This is a genomic window from Pseudoflavonifractor sp. An184, from assembly GCF_002160305.1.
Lineage (GTDB): Bacteria > Bacillota > Clostridia > Oscillospirales > Oscillospiraceae > Lawsonibacter > Lawsonibacter pullicola.
Genome location: NZ_NFKI01000002.1, coordinates 37,996 through 53,912, shown reverse-complemented (window position 1 = coordinate 53,912; position 15,917 = coordinate 37,996). Strand labels below are relative to the sequence as shown.

The window sequence follows — 15,917 nt, the reverse complement described above, 5'->3', positions numbered from 1 at the left end:
TGAGGGCCGCCGGTAAAACCGGCGGCCCTGTTCATGCGCGTCAAAACGGTGGATCTGGCGGACTCAGGAGGTGGTAAAGTAGGCCAGGTAGACGTCTCCCTCCTCGCCCTCGGGGGTGCCGTTGTCAAAGACCTCCAGAAAGGCCAGGGTGAAGTCGCAGGCGCTGTCGGGGACCTGGTACACCAGGGCGCCCTCCCGGGTCTCGCCCACGGCCAGGCTGTACTCCTGGGGCAGCTGCTCAGAGCAGTAGGTCTCCAGTGGGAGGGCCCACTGGTCCTGGGCGTATTCGCCCCAGTACAGCTGAAAGTCGGAGTCATACATGGGGACCGGCTCGTCGAAGCGGTTTTGGATGGTGAGCTCCACCACGATCAGCTTGCAGCCCTCGTCGGCGGCGCGGGCCTGATAGGAGTCCGCGGACTGCGCGCTGGTGATGGTGTAGTCAAACCAGGAGGTGGAGACGGTATCCCCCACATGGACCTCCTCCGTCTCGGTGCGCTCCGTTCCGGGGAGGAGGCCGCAGCCGGACAGGACCAGGGCCGTCAGCCCTCCCAGAAGCCAGATTTTTGTCCCTTGCATGGCAGGTGCTCCTTCCAGATCAAAATGGCGGGTTCACCGGTATGGGAGCCCGCGGTCGTGTCCCTATTATAATGCAGGGAGGGCAAAGCCGCAAGCATGGAGGCGCAGGGGGCGGTGCTGAGCGTATGGGGCCGTCCCCGATGCGGTCTGCCAGGCAGATGTTATGATAGGCGGTTTGGAGGAAGAAAGCAAGGGGTTTTCGGCTGCTGCTGAGCGCTGTCCGCTCCGACAGGCCGGCTTTTTATAGATCCGGGAGGGAGGCGGGCGACAAAATCCGGTGGAATCCGGATTTCCGCTGGACAAATAGAGGGCGGTGTGTTAAGATGATTGTGACCGATTTCCGCCGAAGCCGGTTGCCTGGAGGAAACTCCAGGGCGTACAATTTCATAGTAAAAGAAGGAGATCAAAATGGAAATCCGTAAAATCTTTGTTGTCGGTTCCGGTCTGATGGGCAGCGGCATCGCCCAGACCGCCCTCCAGTACGGCTATGAGGTTATCCTGAACGATCAGAGCAAGGCCGCCCTTGAGCGGGGGCAGGCCGGCATCAGCGCCCGTCTGGACCGTCTGGTGGAGAAGGGCAAGATGACCGCCGAGGAGAAGGAAGACTGCATGAGCCGTCTGACCATCACCCCCAGCGTACATACCGCTTCCAACGTGGATCTGGTCATCGAGGCCATCTATGAGAATCTGGACGCCAAGCGCGCCATTTTCCAGCAGCTGGACAAGATCTGCGACGACCGCACCATTTTTGCCTCCAACACCTCCTCTATCTCCATGACCAGCCTGGCCGCCGCCACCACTCGTCCGGAGAAGGTTGTGGGCCTGCACTTCTTCTCCCCCGTGCCGGTGATGGGCCTGGTGGAGATCGTCTACGGCCTGCGCACCTCTCAGGAGACCATTGACATCGTGACCACTGTTGGTCAGCACATGGGCAAGCGCACCATCCTGGCCAAGGACAAGCCCGGCTTCATCGTCAACCGTATGCTCCTGCCCATGCTCAACGAGGCCGTGCAGGTCCTGGACGAGGACATCGGCAGCGTGGAGGACGTGGATGAGGGCATGATGCGCGGCTGTAACCACCCCATGGGCCCCCTGGCTCTGGCGGATATGATCGGCCTGGACATCCTGCTGGAGGTTATGGAGACCTTCTACATCGACCTGGGCGACACCAAGTACCGTCCTGCCCACCTGCTGCGGAAGATGGTGGCCGCCGGCTACCTGGGCCGCAAGTCCGGCGCCGGCTTCTATGTCTATGAGAAGGGCAAGAAGGTGGGCGTCAACCCGGTTCTGGTGAAGTAAGAATCGGAACAAACCAGCATCTGAATTGATTTGATACGCAAGGCGGGCGCTCCGGTAGGGAGTGCCCGCCTTTCTGCGCGAAGGGGTATCTTGTGCCGGCCTATGAAATTCGCTATAATATAAAAAGAAGCCGGCCGTCTGGCCGGGAGATACGATTTTGCCCGCCGTGCGAGAGACGGCGGGCGCTGCGGATGGAAAGAGAGAGGCTTCGCAATGTTTGATACCTTCCTGTACGCCTTTAATGCGGTCACGCCCATGCTGCTTCTGATGCTGCTGGGGTGGGGGCTGAAGGCGGCCCATTTTTTTGACGACAACCTGCTGAAGCGGATGAACTCCTTCACCTTCCGCTTTGGGATCTCCGCCATGATGTTCCGCAACATCTACAGCCTGTCCTCCCTGCGGGAGATTCACCTGGACAGCATCTGGTTCGTGCTGGCCACCTGTCTGGTGCTGACGGGGCTGGGCTGGGTGGAGGCCCATATCTTTACAGACCGCCGGGAGCGGCGGGGCATTATGATCCAAAACAGCTTCCGCAGCAACTTTGCCATCATCGGGACCACCCTGGCCTTCTCTCTGGGAGGGGCGGCGGGAGGCGCGGTCTCCGCAAGCATCCAGGCCCCGGCCATCATTTACTACAACGTGGCGGCGGTGCTGTTCCTGACCATCTACTCCGACCAGCCGAACCGGGCGGTGGATGTGGGGGGCATCCTGAAGAAGATCGCCACCAACCCCATGATTCTGGGCCAGGTGGCCGGGCTGATCTGCCTGGCTGTCCGGGAATTCGTGCCCCGGGACGCCCAAGGGGAGCTGGTTTTCTCACTGGCCGGCGATCTGCCGTTTCTCTACGCCCCGATAGAAAGTCTGGCGGACATGGCCTCTCCGCTGATTCTGATTCTGCTGGGGGCCCGTGTGAATTTCAGCGCTGTGGGCGATATGAAAAAGGAGCTGGCGGTGGGCGTGGTCCAGCGGCTGATTGTGGCGCCGGCGGTGGGCTTCGGCATGGCCTTTTTGGCCGACGGCCTGGGCCTGTTCACGGTGACGCCGGCGGTGCTCAGCGCCCTGGTGGGCATGTACGGCTCGCCGGTGGCCTCGGCCAGCGCGGTGATGGCGGAGGAGATGGGCGGCGACGCCGAGCTGGCCCGCCAGTATGTGGTGTGGACCTCCGCCTTCAGCATGATCACGCTGTTCCTGTGGATTTTCCTGCTGCGGGCGGCCGGGCTGCTGTAACGGGCACGGGATGAATTCCAGCTTGAAAAGCCGGGGGCGATTGCGTATAATCAAGAGAACGACAGAACCATAAGTGAGGGATCAGAGGAAACTATGTACCGGATTGATATTATGACGCTCTTCCCGGATGTGGTGGGCGATATGCTGTGCGAGTCGATTCTGGGCCGGGGGCAGGAGCGGGGCTATATCCGCATTGAGTGCCACCAGATCCGGGATTACACCTTGAATAAGCAGAGGCAGGTGGACGACTACCCCTACGGCGGCGGCCGGGGGGCGGTGATGCAGGCCGACCCCCTCTACCAGTGCTGGAAGCACATCTGTGACGAGGCGGGGGAGCGGGTCCACACCATTTACATGTCCCCGGCGGGCAAGACCTTCCGTCAGGCGGACGCCCGGCGGCTGCGGGACGACTACACCCGGCTCATCCTGGTGTGCGGCCACTACGAGGGGATCGACGAGCGCTTCATTGAGGAGTGTGTGGACGAGGAGATCTCCCTGGGGGACTTTGTGATGACCGGAGGGGAGATCCCCGCCATGGCGGTGGCCGACGCGGTGTGCCGCCTGGTGCCCGGGGTGCTCTCCGACCCCTCCTGCTATGAGAACGAGAGCCACTGGAGCGGCATGCTGGAGGCCCCCCAGTACTCCCGGCCCGAGGTGTGGCACGACCGGGCGGTGCCGTCCATCCTGCTCTCCGGCAACCACGCCAAGGTGGACCAGTGGCGGCGGAAGCAGTCCATCCTGCGCACCTACCGCCGCCGGCCCGACCTGTACGAGAAGCTGGACCTGTCCTCCAAGGAGGACAAGAAGCTGCTCTCTGAGCTGAGGGAGGAGACGGGGGAGCCGCTGTAAAAATCGACGGGAATTCTCTTTACAATTCCTTCGGCCTGTGTTATGGTAAAGATAATGTTAATTTCGTTTTAAAAACGATGTTTGGAGATGAAGAGCATGAGTTTTAAGATCGTAGTGGACAGCTGCTGTGACCTGACGCCCCAGATGCGCAAGGACCCCTGCTTTGTGAAGGTTCCGCTCTCCATCCACGCCAACGGGAGCGTCTTTGTGGACGACGACACCCTGGACCAGGCAGACCTGCTCTGGTCCATGCGGCAGAGCGAGGACGCCCCCTCCACCGCCTGCCCCTCGCCCCAGGCCTACCTGGACGCCTACCAGGGGGAGGAGGGGGAGGACGTCTATGTGGTCACCCTGTCCGCCCTGCTCAGCGGCTCCCACAACAGCGCGGAACAGGCCCGAGTCCTGCTGGAGGAGGAACAGCCCGAGCGCAATATCCACGTGTTCAACTCCTGTTCCGCCTCCTCCGGCGAGGTGCTGGCCGCCCTGAAGATCCAGGAGCTGGCCTCCTCCGGCATGCCCTTTAAAAAGGTGGTCCGGGAGGTGGAGCAGTTCATCTACCAGATGCAGACCCTGTTTGTGCTGGAGTCCCTGGACAACCTGCGGAAAAACGGACGGCTCACCAAGCTGCAGGCGGTGGTCACCAGCGCCCTGAAAATCAAGCTGCTGTGCGGGGCCACCCCGGAGGGGGAGATCTGTAAGCTGGGACAGGCCCTGTCCATGAAGCAGGCCCTGAACAAGCTGGTGGAGCGTATCGCCGCCGACCCCGCCCACAAGGGGCGCACCGTGGCCATCTGCCACTGCGGCTGCCTGGACCGGGCCTTCCAGGTGAAGCGCCGGATCGAGGAGACCTGCCAGGCGGGGAAGATCCTCATTCTGGAGGCGGGGGGCATCACCACCGTGTACGCCAATGAGGGCGGCATTGTGGTGGCCTACTGACGCTGAGGGGGAGGCGAAGCGAGGACTTTTGCGCCGCTGTGAGGCGCGAAAGTAACGGCATTTTGCAGGCTGTTGGAAAAGCCCTTGGACTTTTTCGACAGCCTGGGGCGGGGGCTTGCCCCCGCCGTTTTCTTCCAAAGAATAACATAGAAAAATAAGGAGGAACCGAATATGTCCATCACAAGAGAGCAGGCCTGGGACCTGCTGAAGCAGTACAATGAGGAGCCCTTTCACCTCCGCCACGCCATTACGGTGGAGCATGTGATGGGCTGGTTTGCGGATAAGCTGGGCTATGGGGACGAGAAGGAGTTCTGGTCCATTGTGGGCCTGCTCCACGACCTGGACTTTGAGCGCTGGCCCGAAGAGCACTGCGAGAAGTCCCAGGAGCTCATGCGGGAGGCCGGGGTGGACGAGGCCGTCATCCGGGCCACTGCCAGCCACGGCTGGGGCCACCGGGTGGACATCAAGCCGGAGCACCAGATGGAGAAGGTACTCTTCGCCGTGGACGAGCTCACCGGACTCATCGGCGCGGCGGCTCTGATGCGCCCCTCCAAGAGCGTGGCGGACATGGAGCTCAAGTCTCTCAAAAAGAAGTTCAAGGACAAAAAATTTGCCGCCGGCTGTTCCCGGGAGATCATCGCCCAGGGGGCGGAGCTGTTGGGCTGGGACCTGGATGAGCTGCTGAACCAGACCCTGTCCGCCATGCGGGACGAGGAGAGCGCTATTGAGGCGGCTGTATCAGAGGCTGGCGCCCGTTAAGACGGAATAAATTTTTGAAGAAGAATTCTTGACATTGGAAGAATAATTTGATACGATAGTCGGGCTAAGGGGAGTAGTCGGCACAGTATCTGCTGTGTGGCAGAGCCAACAATCCTGGAAGGTCCTTCCTTCCTGGTTTTGCCTGAAATGACCAGACCTGTGTTCTGATGGGGGAACGCAGGTCTTTTTTGTCATGCTCACAGGATGCATGCAGGCGCTCCCTAAAAAGGCTGCAAAAGAGAAAGACGTAAAGGGAGGAAATTACATGGATTTTTCGTTTCTGGTAAGCGGCATCCTCTCCATTACATGGCAGCAGGCTGTCATGTATGTGGTGGGCGCGGTGCTGATTTACCTGGCCATCGAGAAGGGGTTTGAGCCCTCTCTGCTGATGCCCATGGGCTTCGGCGCCATCCTGGTCAACCTGCCCCTGTCCGGTGTTATCAATCAAACCAGTGAGGCGCTGGGTGAGACCGCCGGTATCATTGAGTGGCTGTTTGAAATCGGCATCGAGGCCAGTGAGGCCATGCCCATCCTGCTGTTCATCGGCATCGGCGCCATGATCGACTTCGGGCCTCTGCTGTCCAACCCCAAGCTGTTCCTGTGCGGCGCCGCCGCTCAGGCCGGTATCTTCCTGACCATCATCATCGCGGTCGTGCTGGGCTTCGACCTGAAGGACGCCGCCTCCATCGGCATCATCGGCGCCGCTGACGGCCCCACCTCCATCCTGGTGTCCCAGACCCTGGGCTCCAACTACATCGGCGCCATCGCCGTGGCCGCTTACTCCTACATGGCTCTGGTTCCCATCATCCAGCCCTTTGCCATTAAGCTGGTCACCACCAAGAAAGAGCGCGCCATGCGGATGCCCTACAAGCCCCAGGGCGTGACCCGCCGGATGCGCATCCTGTTCCCCATCGTCGTTTCCGTGATTGCCGGCCTGGTGGCCCCCTCCTCTGTGGCTCTGGTGGGCTTCCTCATGTTCGGCAACCTGATCCGTGAGTGCGGTGTGCTGGAGTCCCTCTCCAAGACCGCTCAGAACGATCTGGCCAACCTGATCACCCTGCTGCTGGGCATCACCATCGCCGCCTCCATGAAGGCCGATCAGTTCGTCCAGCCCGCTACCATCATGATCATGTGCCTGGGCCTGGTGGCCTTCGTGCTGGACTCCATGGTGGGCGTCATCTTCGTGAAGATCCTGAACATCTTCACCCCCCACAACAAGATCAACCCCATGGTGGGTGCTGCCGGCATCTCCGCCTTCCCCATGTCCTCTCGTGTCATTGAGAAGCTGGGCCAGGAGGCCGATCCTCAGAACCACCTGCTGATGCACGCGGCTGCCGCCAACGTGTCCGGCCAGATCGCTTCCGTGGTCGCCGGCGGCGTGGTGCTGCAGTTCTTCGCCAACATGGGTTAAGAGGAGGAGTATACGATGAGTGAAAATATGTTTTTGGCTCTGGAGATGCTGGCTCAGGGCATGATCGGCATCTTCGTGGTGCTGGGCATCATCGCCCTCCTGGTGCTGCTCATGGGCAAGACAGGCGGCAAGAAGAAAGGCTGAGCCTGTTTTCCAATCGAAACGCTGCGCGGGGTCTGGAACCTTTTGGTTTCAGACCCCGTCTTTTATTCCGTGGGGACCAGCGGTCCGGGAAGGGCAGACTGCCGGGGGAGAGAATTCCCATCCGGGCCCGCCGGACAGAACCGGCCACAAAATTCACTTCGCGGCGCCGCAGCGGGGTCTGTCTCCTTGTGGGGAGGCGGACAAAAGAGGGGAGGAGAACTGACTGGCAGTTCTCCTCCCTTTTGACGCATAAAAGCAAACAGAAGCGGAGAAGGCGGGGGGCGATAAGCGGCAGATCTGGAGGGGGCGGCAGCCCATGCGTTCCCGCGCCCCGCAGAAGAGCGAGTAAGGCGCAGCTTCACGGTTTCCTTCCGGCCGGGATTCAGAGGAATCGCATTTTTGAACATTGAAAAGGGCGGAGAACTGGCTGGCAGTTCTCCGCCCTTTTACTGCGGAAAGAGGAGACAGGTTACAGAAGTGTGAGATAGTCGGCGGACACCCAGCCGGTGACGGCGGCGCCGCCGCTGGAGAAGAGGACCTGATACCAGCCGGGGGTGGAGGTGTCCAGCACCACCACCTGAGCGCCGGATTTCAGGCTGGAGATGGCGGTATAGTCGGTGCCGGGGCCGGAGCGGACGTTCAGGGTGGTGGCGGTGACCTGCCCCACCACGTCGGCGGGGGAGCACTGGATCACCGCGCTGGCGGTCAGGGAGCCGCAGGAGGCGGTGATGGTCACCGAGGGAGTGCCCACCCCGGCGTACACATTGGTGACGGTGCCGTCCGAGGAGACGGTGGCCACGGTGGCGTCACTGGTGCTCCAGGTGACGGTTCCGGTGCCGCCGGTGAGGGTGGCGTTGAGCTGCAGGGTCTGAGTAGAGGCCAGGGTGTACTCCGTCACATCCAGAGTCAGCGCGGCGTCCGGGTCCAGATTAACTTCCGGCTCCGAGTCGGGCTCCTCCGGCGTGCTGTCCGGAGAGGTGGTGAGCAGCCGGTAGAGGAGGGTAGCCATCTCCGCCCGGGTCAGATTGCCCTTGGGATTCAGACCGGAGCCCGTGCCGCTCATCAGCCCCTGGGACACCAGGGCGGCCATATGGGGCCGGGCGTAGTCGGCAATCTGTCCCTGGTCGGCGAACTGATCCAAAACGGACAGATCAGCCTCCGCGCTGCTCAGGCCCAGCAGGGGCATGGCCTGGTGGAGGATGGTGGCGGCCTGCTCCCGGGTGACCAGGTCGTCGGGAGCGAAGCGGCCCTCGGACACGCCGGACACCAGGCCGTTGGAGCTGGCCCAGGTGACGGCGTCGGCGTAGTAGGCGTCGTCCGCCACATCGGAGAAGCCGGAGGAGCCGGACACGGCGGGACGGTCCAGAGCCCCGTAGAGCATGAGGACGAAGTCCTTGCGGGAGATGGAGTAGTTGGTGCCGAACTCGGTGGCGGAGATGCCGCTGACGATGCCGTTGTCATAGCAGTACTCCACCGCCGTATAGGCCCAGTGGTCTGCGGGGACGTCGGTGTGGACGTTGTTCAGGCTCACCGAGATGGTCTTGGTGACGCCGCCGGCGGTGGCGGTAATGGTTCCGCTGGTGCCGCCGCTGGAGGCGGTGAACACGCCGTCCTGGGTGATGGTACCCACGTTCCCGGTGACGGCCCAGGTCACGCCGGCGGAGCCGGTGCGCAGGGCGCTGCGGGACCAGTAGGTGCCTGTGGCGGTCAGGGAGACCGTCTCGCCGGGCTCCAGGGACAGGGAGGACACGGCGGAACTGCTCCCCGCCCGGGTGACCGTCAGGTCGGACAGGGCGGTGACCACGTGGATCTGGGCGGTGCCGGAGATGCCCAGGGAGGGGGATTCGATGGAGATGGTGTCCGTGCCGGCCCGGGTCCCCGCAGTGTAGACGCCGCCGTTGAAGGAGCCCAGTCCGTCCTCCGAGGTAAAGACCGCGTCGGACACCCGGCTGGAGACCGTGGAGCCACTCCCGTCCAGAGCGGCCACATCGCCCAGGGTGACGGAGGAGCCGGCCAGTACCACCAGGCCGTCCTCCTTCAGGGCCAGCCGCTCCGCCGCGCCGTCGGCGGTATCCGAGTCGGTAACCAACAAAATAAAGGCGGCGCAGGAGCGCAGGCTTCCCTCCGAGGGGGAGTTGATCACAGTGAGGCCGCTGGAGCCGGGGACGCGGAGGGCGAAGGTGGTGGAGCCGCCTCCGTCCAGGTTGACCGCCCAGACGCAGCCCTGGCGCTGGAGCTCCTCAGCCAGGTCCATCTCGGTCAGGCCGCCGGAGTAGCCGGACTGCCGCCCATCGGCGGTGTAGAAGATCATGGTGCCGTCGGCCTGAACGCCCACCGCGGTGCGGGGAGCCCGGCCGGAGGCGTAGTTCCAGGTGGCGCTGTTGGTGATAGAGCCGTCGGAGAGAATGATGTCGCCGCAGCCGCTGGCCCACTGAGCCTCAGACAGGTTGGCGTCCGCACAGGTGGTGGTCAGGGTGACCTCATCCCCGGCCTGATAGCTGTTGAACAGCTCCCAGTATCCGGACTCATAGGCGGCGGTGAGTATGTAGTTGTCCTCGCCGATGGGCTGGGCATCTTCGGTCTCAAAGACGTCGGTCACCTCCAGGGTGAGGGTGCTGTTGACGGTGAGGGGGGTGTCCTGATCCTCCTCCGAGACCACCATGCGGATCATCCGCCCTCCGGCGGAGTCCGTATGGGTGGAGACGGTGGAGAAGTCCTCGTTGAACAGGTAGAGCCCGCCGGAAGAGCTGCGCCACTTGTTGAAGTTGGTCAGGGAGACGGACTCTCCGGTGCGCTGGTTGGTCACAGTCATTTCCACCTGTGGGGCGGCGGACAGGCGGAGCTCTCCGTCCACCATGGAGATGGCGTGTTCCCCGCCGGGACTGGACTTGTAGACCCCGTCCTCAATGGAAATGCCGTTGGGGATTCCGGTTCCCAGGGTGAAGAAGTCACTGTTGATGCCTCCCACCACCGTATAGCCCAGTTCCTCCGCCGTGCGGATGGCCCGGTTGATGGTAGCCGCCCCGTAGACGGTACCGGCTGCCTGAATCATAATGGGATAGATTTCGCTGTCGGGCTCCAGCTCCAGGGCAAAGCTCTCCATCCTTCCGGCGCTGGAGTGGTTGGAGACAGTGTTTCGGTAGACCAGCCCGTCGGCCAGAGTCTGGGCGGTATTGATCTGAGCGGTTCCGGCGGAGGCGAAGGCGGATGGGGTCAGCAAAGCCGCCGCCAGCACCAGAGCCAAAACGCGCTTGGGAAGCTTCGGAATGGCAGAACGATTCATGATACACTCCTTAATCAATCGAGAATAAAATTCGAGTACCCTCCAGCGGACCGCACCGCCAGGGCGGGACATAACAGCCTTCATTATAGCAGGGAATTTACATAAAATCAATGTGAGCAGCGGTGGAAAAAACTGCGGTACGCCGAAGAAAAGAGGAAAAGTATGAACAAGCCGTGAATCTGGCGGAGAATGGTTGAAAAAGGGAGGGGGTTGGTGTACAATAAAGCGCGGCTCAATCCAGACCGGAGCAGGAGAGGAGCGAAAAGTTTGGCAAGAGAAAACGAACATGCAACTCGGACCATCAGTATCGTGATGGTCATTACCTTGATTGGAAAGATACTGGGACTGTATCGGGACCATCTCATGGCGGTCCACTACGGCACCGCCGGGATGGAGGCCAAGGCATTTTATGTGGCCAGCCGGATTCCGAGAGTCTTTTTTGATGTGGTGTTTGCCTCGGCCATTGCGGCCTGCTTCATCCCTGTGTTCAGCGAGTATCTGACAAAGAAGGGAAAGCAGGAGGCATTCCGGTTTGGAGGCAACTTTTTGTCTGTCATGACCCTGCTTACCGCCCTTTTGACGGGGCTGGGCATTCTCTTTGCGGAGCCCCTGGTGACCCTGTTTGCCGACGGCTATGACGCCCAGACCGCCGCCTTGGCGGCCTCCCTCACCCGGGTGATGTTCCCCACGGTGCTCTTTACCGGGGTAGCCTTCTCCTTTGTGGGAATTTTGCAGGCTATGGACCGGTTCAATATCCCCGCCCTCATCAGCACGGTTTCCAATCTGGTCATCATCGGCTATTTCTACTTCCTGGACGAGGAGTATGGGGTATACGGCCTGGCCGCCGCCTATCTGGCGGGCTGGTTGCTCCAGGCCCTGGTACAGGTGCCCTCCTTAAAACAGATCGGCTTCCGGTACCACCCCAACTTCTCCTTCCGCACCGATGGGATGCGCCGGGCCTTTGCCCTGATGGGGCCGGTGATGGTGTCCACCTGGGTGCAGCCCATCAATCTGACCATCAACTCCCGGTTCGGCTCCCACCTGTACGACGGGGCGGGGGTGTCCGCCATGGAGTACTCCACCAATTTATATCTGGTAATTGCCGGGGTATTTATTCTGTCCATCACCAATGTGATCTTCCCCAAGCTGTCCCGGCTTACGGCCCAGCACCAGGAGGCGGCCTTCCGGGACACTCTGCGCCAGACGGTCCACGGGAGCCTGTTTTTTGTCCTCCCCATGGCGGCGGGGCTCATGCTCCTGGCCCGGCCCCTGGTGTCCTTCCTGTACGGGGGCGGGGAGTTTGACGAATTTTCCGTGTCCATCACCTCCCAGGCCCTGGTTTGGGTCTCTTTGGGGATGGTGGGCTATGGCCTTCAGAATATTTTGAGCCGGTCCTACTTTGCCAGGCAGGACGGGCGCACCCCCCTGGTGGCCGGGGCCATTTCCATTCTGGCCAACCTGGGCCTGTGCATGGTACTCACAGAGCCCCTGGGGGTGGCGGGACTGGCGATCTCCTCCACGGTATCCTCCACGTTGTACGCAGTTCTTCTGCTGATTCCCCTGGAGGCGCGGGGAGAGGGGGTGCTCTCCCGGGAATTTTTGGGGGATTTCGGAAAGATGCTCCTGGCTGCCGTTGGCATGTCTGCGGTGGTATGGCTGGCCCGGACCGGGCTGGAATCGCTGCTGCCCTCGGGCAAGTTGGGCGAGGTGGTCCTTCTGGGACTCTGCGCCGCTTTGGGAGCGGCGGTTTACTTCCTGCTGGCCGGCCTCATGCGGCTGGAGGAAATGAAATTGGCAGGGAGCGTTTGGAACAAACTGAGAAAACGAGGTTGAGCGATGGAACGAATGCAGCGGATCGTGAAAGCGAGCGTCCTGTACCGGGCGCTTTTCGCCCTGTGCCTGTGGTTCGGGCGGCAGTGGCAGGGGAGCGGCGTTATCCAGTGGTTCCTCCACCCACCCATCCGGCTGGAGCGGGCGGAGTCGGAGAGCAGCGTCTTTACCCGCCTGTGGCGGTGTGTCCACCGGGGCCTGTGCCGGATCTATGAGGCCCTCCACCTGCGAAAGCTGTTCGCGGGGAGCGTCTTTCAAAAGTGCTGGCTCTGGGCGGGGGCGGCGGCGGCGCTGGCCCCCATCCTGCCCACTATGGCGGTGCTGGGGCTGATGCTGGTGAGCTGCTTCTCCCTGCTGCTTCTGGTGATGGAGCGGCGGGAACTGGAACTGTTCTACGCCCCCTATAACCGCTATATCTGGATGTATGCGGCCATCTATCTGGTGGGGACCTGGTTCTCAGTCACCCGGTCGGGCAGTCTGCTGGGCGGATGCCTGACGGTGGCCTTCACCCTTTTTGCTCTGGTGCTGGAGAACTCCATCACCACCCGCCGGCAGCTGGACACCCTGGTCCTCCTGCTGGTGCTGGCGGGAACAGCGGTGGCCCTGTACGGCATCTGTCAGTATATCTTCGGCTGGGGCTACCAGTCGGACGCCTGGGTGGACAGCGACATGTTCAGCAGCATCACCTTCCGGGCGACATCCACCCTGGAGAATCCCAACATGCTGGGGCAATATCTGATCCTGGTCATCGCTCTGGGCGGAGCAGGACTGCTCTCTGCCAAGGGGTGGGGAATGCGAGTGGTCTACTTCTGCTGCTGCGGGCTCATGTGTGTATGTATGCTGCTCACCTTTGCCCGGGGGGCCTGGCTGGGATTGCTGTTTGCCGGGCTGGTCTTTTTGATGTTCCTCCAGCCCCGGCTGCTGCTGCTCTCCCCGCTGCTGCTGGTGGCCATGTATTTTGTCCTTCCCGAGACGGTGATTCAGCGCTTTACCAGCATCGGAAACCTGGGAGATCAGTCCACCTCCTACCGGGTATATATCTGGATGGGGACCCTGGCCATGCTGAAGGACTATTGGCTGTGCGGTATCGGCCCCGGAGATGCGGCCTTCAACCTGGTCTATCCCCGGTACAGTTACAGCGGCGTTACCGCCCCCCACTCCCACAATCTGTTTTTGCAGATCATGTGTGACGCGGGGGTCATCGCTCTGGTGATCTTTGTGCTGCTCCTGTTCCACTTTTTCCGGGATTTGTGCGCCGCTTTCTGCCGGGAGAAGGACTCTTACAGCCGTCTGCACCAGGCGGCGGTGGTGGCAGGCATGGCCGGCTTTATGGTCCAGGCCATGACAGACTACTCTTTTTATAATTACCGGGTCATGTTCCTGTTCTGGGTGTTCATCGCCCTGGGCGGTCTGCTGGCCCGGCGCGGACAACTTCCGGAGGAAGGGAGGAGAATCCAATGATCCGCGTGCTGAACATCATCAGCGATACCAATATTGGGGGCGCCGGACGGGTGCTGATCAACTACCTGCAGTATGCCGACCGGGCGCAGTTTGACACGGCGGTGGCCCTTCCCCGGGGGAGTCTGCTGAAGGCCCCTCTGGAGGAGCTGAACACCACGGTCTATGAGGTGGACGGTATCGCCGACCGCTCCTATGATAAAGAGGATGTGAAGCTGCTCCGGGAGCTTATTGGCCGGGTGGACCCGGACATCGTCCACACCCACGGGGCCCTGTCCGGCCGCATCGCCGCCCGGCGGTGCGGGAAAAAGGTGGTGTACACCCGCCACTCCGCCTTCCCGGTGCCTGCCAAGCTGCGGTATCCCCCCGGGCGGTGGGTGAATAAGTGGGTGAATGAGCACTACGCCGACCGGATCATCGCCGTGAGCCCGGCGGCGGCGGCCAATCTTACCGACGCCGGCATTTCGTCCAAGCGCATCACAGTGATGATGAACGGAGTCGCTCCGGTAGCGCGCAGCGCGCCTGAGACGTGTCGGGACTTTCGGGAACGGTACGGCCTCAGTCCGGACGTATTTACTGCCGGTATCCTGGCCCGCATCGAGCCTTACAAGGGCCACCTGCACATTGTGGAGGCGGCCCAGCAGCTGAAGGAGGAGGGGCGGAAACTCCAGATCCTCATTGCCGGCGTGGGCGGGTACGAGGAAGAGCTGCGCGGGGAAGTCTCCCACCGGGGGCTGGAGGACACGGTGTTTTTCCTGGGATTCCAGACCGACGTGGCTCCGGTGCTCTCCGTGCTGGATGTGCAGCTCAACGCATCCTATGGTACCGAGACCTCCAGCCTGTCCATTCTGGAGGGGATGAGCATGGGCCTGCCCGCCGTCGTCAGCAGTTACGGGGGCAATCCCTGGCTTATTGACGACGGGGAGGACGGACTGATCTTCCCCAACCGGGACAGCGCCGCCCTGGCCCGCTGCATCGCCCGGCTCATGGACGAGCCGGAGACCCTGGCGCGGATGAGCCGGAGGGCGGTGGAGATTTTCCAGAGCCGGTTTACCGGAGAAATTTTTGCCAAGAATGTGGAGCAAGTGTATCTTGACGTGCTGAAAGGAGTGCCCCATGGAACAAAATAACCATAAATTCCGCCTGCGCCTGAACCTGTTCGACGCCATCGTACTGGTGGTGGTTCTGGCGGCGGGCGCGGCGGTGGCCTGGTTTGGCCTTCGGTCCGGGGGAGGGGAGACGTCCTCCGCCTCCCAGACGGTGCAGTACACCATAATGTTTCAAAGCATGACTGAGGGGAGCAGCGAGCTGATCCAGCCCGGCGACCCCCTGGTGGACACGGTGAAAAACTATCGGATGGGCAGCGTGGTGTCCGTGCGGGCGGAGCCCGCCGTGGTTCAGGTGCTCAACCAGGAGACCCAGACCTATGTGGACGCGGTGCTGGAGGGCTTTGAGGATGTGTATGTCACCGTGGAGAGCACCTGCACCGACAGCGGAGAGGCCCTCCTGCTGGACGGGGGCTATGACTTCCGGGTGGGACAGACCACCTATGTCCGCGGGCCCGGCTACATGGGCAGCGGCCCGGTGACGGAGATCGTGAGGGAGGCGGAAGGATGAAAATACTGGATCGGGACGGCCGCCTGTTCGGCAAGATCAGCATTATTGATGTGATCGTAATTCTGGTGGTGGCCGTATTGGCGCTGGCCATCTATGTAAAGACTCAGATGCCCCAGACGGGCACCAGCGTGACCACCACCAAGGTGGTCTATCAGATGAAGCTGAACAACCAGCCGGAGTATATGCTCTCCGCCATCCAGGTGGGAGACCAGATGTACGACAAAGAGCGCAGCACCGGCGGCTCTCTGGGAACGATTGTAGATATTGAGGTCAGCCCCGGTACGGAGCAGGGGGAGCTGGACGACGGCACCGTGGCCTATGTGCCGGCGGAGGGGTACTATGATATCCTGCTGACCATTGAGGGAGACGCTCTGATTGGTTCGGACGGCACAGTGGCCCTGAACCGGATCTATGATCTGGGCGTCAACTCCCACCGGCACTTCAACACCAAGTACGCCTACTTCCTGGGGATGGTGACGGACATCCAGGTCCAGGGAGCGGATTCGGCCCAGTGAGGGGGAAGCGTCC

At 61.8% G+C, this 15,917-nt stretch carries 14 protein-coding genes; 12 read left to right on the top strand and 2 right to left on the bottom strand.

Translation table 11 applies throughout. The annotated features are described in order from the left end of the window. Nucleotides 1-63: 63 nt before the first annotated feature. The gene (locus tag B5F19_RS01235) at nt 64-576 is read right to left on the bottom strand and encodes a DUF4352 domain-containing protein (protein WP_087286832.1); all 513 of its coding nucleotides are present in this window, start codon (nt 574-576) and stop codon (nt 64-66) included. A gap of 414 nt (nt 577-990) precedes the next feature. Between B5F19_RS01235 and B5F19_RS01230 the strand changes: the two genes are divergently transcribed. The 7 genes from B5F19_RS01230 (at nt 991) to B5F19_RS18180 (ending at nt 7,201) form a co-directional block, all read left to right on the top strand. Beyond that, nucleotides 991-1,875, top strand: coding sequence for a 3-hydroxyacyl-CoA dehydrogenase NAD-binding domain-containing protein (locus B5F19_RS01230; protein ID WP_162612496.1), 885 nt, complete (start codon nt 991-993; stop codon nt 1,873-1,875). A gap of 213 nt (nt 1,876-2,088) precedes the next feature. After that, nucleotides 2,089-3,102, top strand: coding sequence for an AEC family transporter (locus tag B5F19_RS01225; protein ID WP_087286826.1), 1,014 nt, complete (start codon nt 2,089-2,091; stop codon nt 3,100-3,102). A 93-nt stretch (nt 3,103-3,195) separates the two neighbouring features. Beyond that, nucleotides 3,196-3,951, top strand: a complete 756-nt coding sequence (gene trmD, locus B5F19_RS01220; protein ID WP_087286823.1) for a tRNA (guanosine(37)-N1)-methyltransferase TrmD — start codon at nt 3,196-3,198, stop codon at nt 3,949-3,951. A 96-nt stretch (nt 3,952-4,047) separates the two neighbouring features. Then, nucleotides 4,048-4,887 (top strand): DegV family protein, encoded by an 840-nt coding sequence (locus B5F19_RS01215; protein WP_087286820.1) that lies wholly within the window; start codon nt 4,048-4,050, stop codon nt 4,885-4,887. A 171-nt stretch (nt 4,888-5,058) separates the two neighbouring features. After that, nucleotides 5,059-5,646 (top strand): hydrolase, encoded by a 588-nt coding sequence (locus B5F19_RS01210; RefSeq protein ID WP_087286817.1) that lies wholly within the window; start codon nt 5,059-5,061, stop codon nt 5,644-5,646. Nucleotides 5,647-5,911: 265 nt separating this feature from the next. Then, complete coding sequence (locus B5F19_RS01205) at nt 5,912-7,057, top strand: sodium ion-translocating decarboxylase subunit beta (RefSeq protein WP_087286814.1); 1,146 nt, start codon at nt 5,912-5,914, stop codon at nt 7,055-7,057. Nucleotides 7,058-7,072: 15 nt separating this feature from the next. Further along, on the top strand, nt 7,073-7,201 hold the full coding sequence (locus tag B5F19_RS18180) for a hypothetical protein (RefSeq protein ID WP_255378364.1): 129 nt from the start codon (nt 7,073-7,075) through the stop codon (nt 7,199-7,201). Nucleotides 7,202-7,670: 469 nt separating this feature from the next. On the opposite strand, the gene B5F19_RS18175 is transcribed toward B5F19_RS18180, so the two are convergent. Further along, complete coding sequence (locus tag B5F19_RS18175; RefSeq protein ID WP_162612492.1) at nt 7,671-10,484, bottom strand: S-layer homology domain-containing protein; 2,814 nt, start codon at nt 10,482-10,484, stop codon at nt 7,671-7,673. A gap of 267 nt (nt 10,485-10,751) precedes the next feature. Between B5F19_RS18175 and murJ the strand changes: the two genes are divergently transcribed. The 5 genes from murJ to B5F19_RS01175 are packed head-to-tail and all read left to right on the top strand — an operon-like array spanning nt 10,752 to nt 15,904. Further along, the gene (gene murJ, locus B5F19_RS01195; RefSeq protein ID WP_162612491.1) at nt 10,752-12,317 is read left to right on the top strand and encodes a murein biosynthesis integral membrane protein MurJ; all 1,566 of its coding nucleotides are present in this window, start codon (nt 10,752-10,754) and stop codon (nt 12,315-12,317) included. A 3-nt stretch (nt 12,318-12,320) separates the two neighbouring features. Further along, entirely contained in the window at nt 12,321-13,775 is a 1,455-nt protein-coding gene (locus B5F19_RS01190) for an O-antigen ligase family protein (RefSeq protein WP_087286808.1), read from the top strand. Continuing rightward, complete coding sequence (locus B5F19_RS01185; RefSeq protein WP_087286805.1) at nt 13,772-14,902, top strand: glycosyltransferase family 4 protein; 1,131 nt, start codon at nt 13,772-13,774, stop codon at nt 14,900-14,902. The genes B5F19_RS01190 and B5F19_RS01185 overlap by 4 nt, the downstream gene beginning before the upstream one ends. Beyond that, nucleotides 14,889-15,389 carry a DUF4330 family protein gene (locus B5F19_RS01180; protein WP_087286802.1) on the top strand — a complete coding sequence of 167 codons (501 nt, stop codon included), beginning with the start codon at nt 14,889-14,891 and terminating at the stop codon, nt 15,387-15,389. Before B5F19_RS01185 ends, B5F19_RS01180 begins: the two co-directional genes overlap by 14 nt. Then, complete coding sequence (locus B5F19_RS01175; RefSeq protein WP_087286800.1) at nt 15,386-15,904, top strand: DUF4330 domain-containing protein; 519 nt, start codon at nt 15,386-15,388, stop codon at nt 15,902-15,904. Before B5F19_RS01180 ends, B5F19_RS01175 begins: the two co-directional genes overlap by 4 nt. Nucleotides 15,905-15,917 lie beyond the last annotated feature (13 nt).

Coding starts and splice junctions, on each gene's coding strand:
- B5F19_RS18175 (WP_162612492.1), bottom strand. CDS start 10,484: ATGAATCGTTCTGCCATTCCGAAGCTTCCCAAGCGCGTTTTGGCTCTG.
- B5F19_RS01215 (WP_087286820.1), top strand. CDS start 4,048: ATGAGTTTTAAGATCGTAGTGGACAGCTGCTGTGACCTGACGCCCCAG.
- B5F19_RS01205 (WP_087286814.1), top strand. CDS start 5,912: ATGGATTTTTCGTTTCTGGTAAGCGGCATCCTCTCCATTACATGGCAG.
- B5F19_RS01210 (WP_087286817.1), top strand. CDS start 5,059: ATGTCCATCACAAGAGAGCAGGCCTGGGACCTGCTGAAGCAGTACAAT.
- B5F19_RS01180 (WP_087286802.1), top strand. CDS start 14,889: ATGGAACAAAATAACCATAAATTCCGCCTGCGCCTGAACCTGTTCGAC.
- B5F19_RS01185 (WP_087286805.1), top strand. CDS start 13,772: ATGATCCGCGTGCTGAACATCATCAGCGATACCAATATTGGGGGCGCC.
- trmD (WP_087286823.1), top strand. CDS start 3,196: ATGTACCGGATTGATATTATGACGCTCTTCCCGGATGTGGTGGGCGAT.
- B5F19_RS18180 (WP_255378364.1), top strand. CDS start 7,073: ATGAGTGAAAATATGTTTTTGGCTCTGGAGATGCTGGCTCAGGGCATG.
- B5F19_RS01190 (WP_087286808.1), top strand. CDS start 12,321: ATGGAACGAATGCAGCGGATCGTGAAAGCGAGCGTCCTGTACCGGGCG.
- B5F19_RS01225 (WP_087286826.1), top strand. CDS start 2,089: ATGTTTGATACCTTCCTGTACGCCTTTAATGCGGTCACGCCCATGCTG.
- B5F19_RS01175 (WP_087286800.1), top strand. CDS start 15,386: ATGAAAATACTGGATCGGGACGGCCGCCTGTTCGGCAAGATCAGCATT.
- B5F19_RS01235 (WP_087286832.1), bottom strand. CDS start 576: ATGCAAGGGACAAAAATCTGGCTTCTGGGAGGGCTGACGGCCCTGGTC.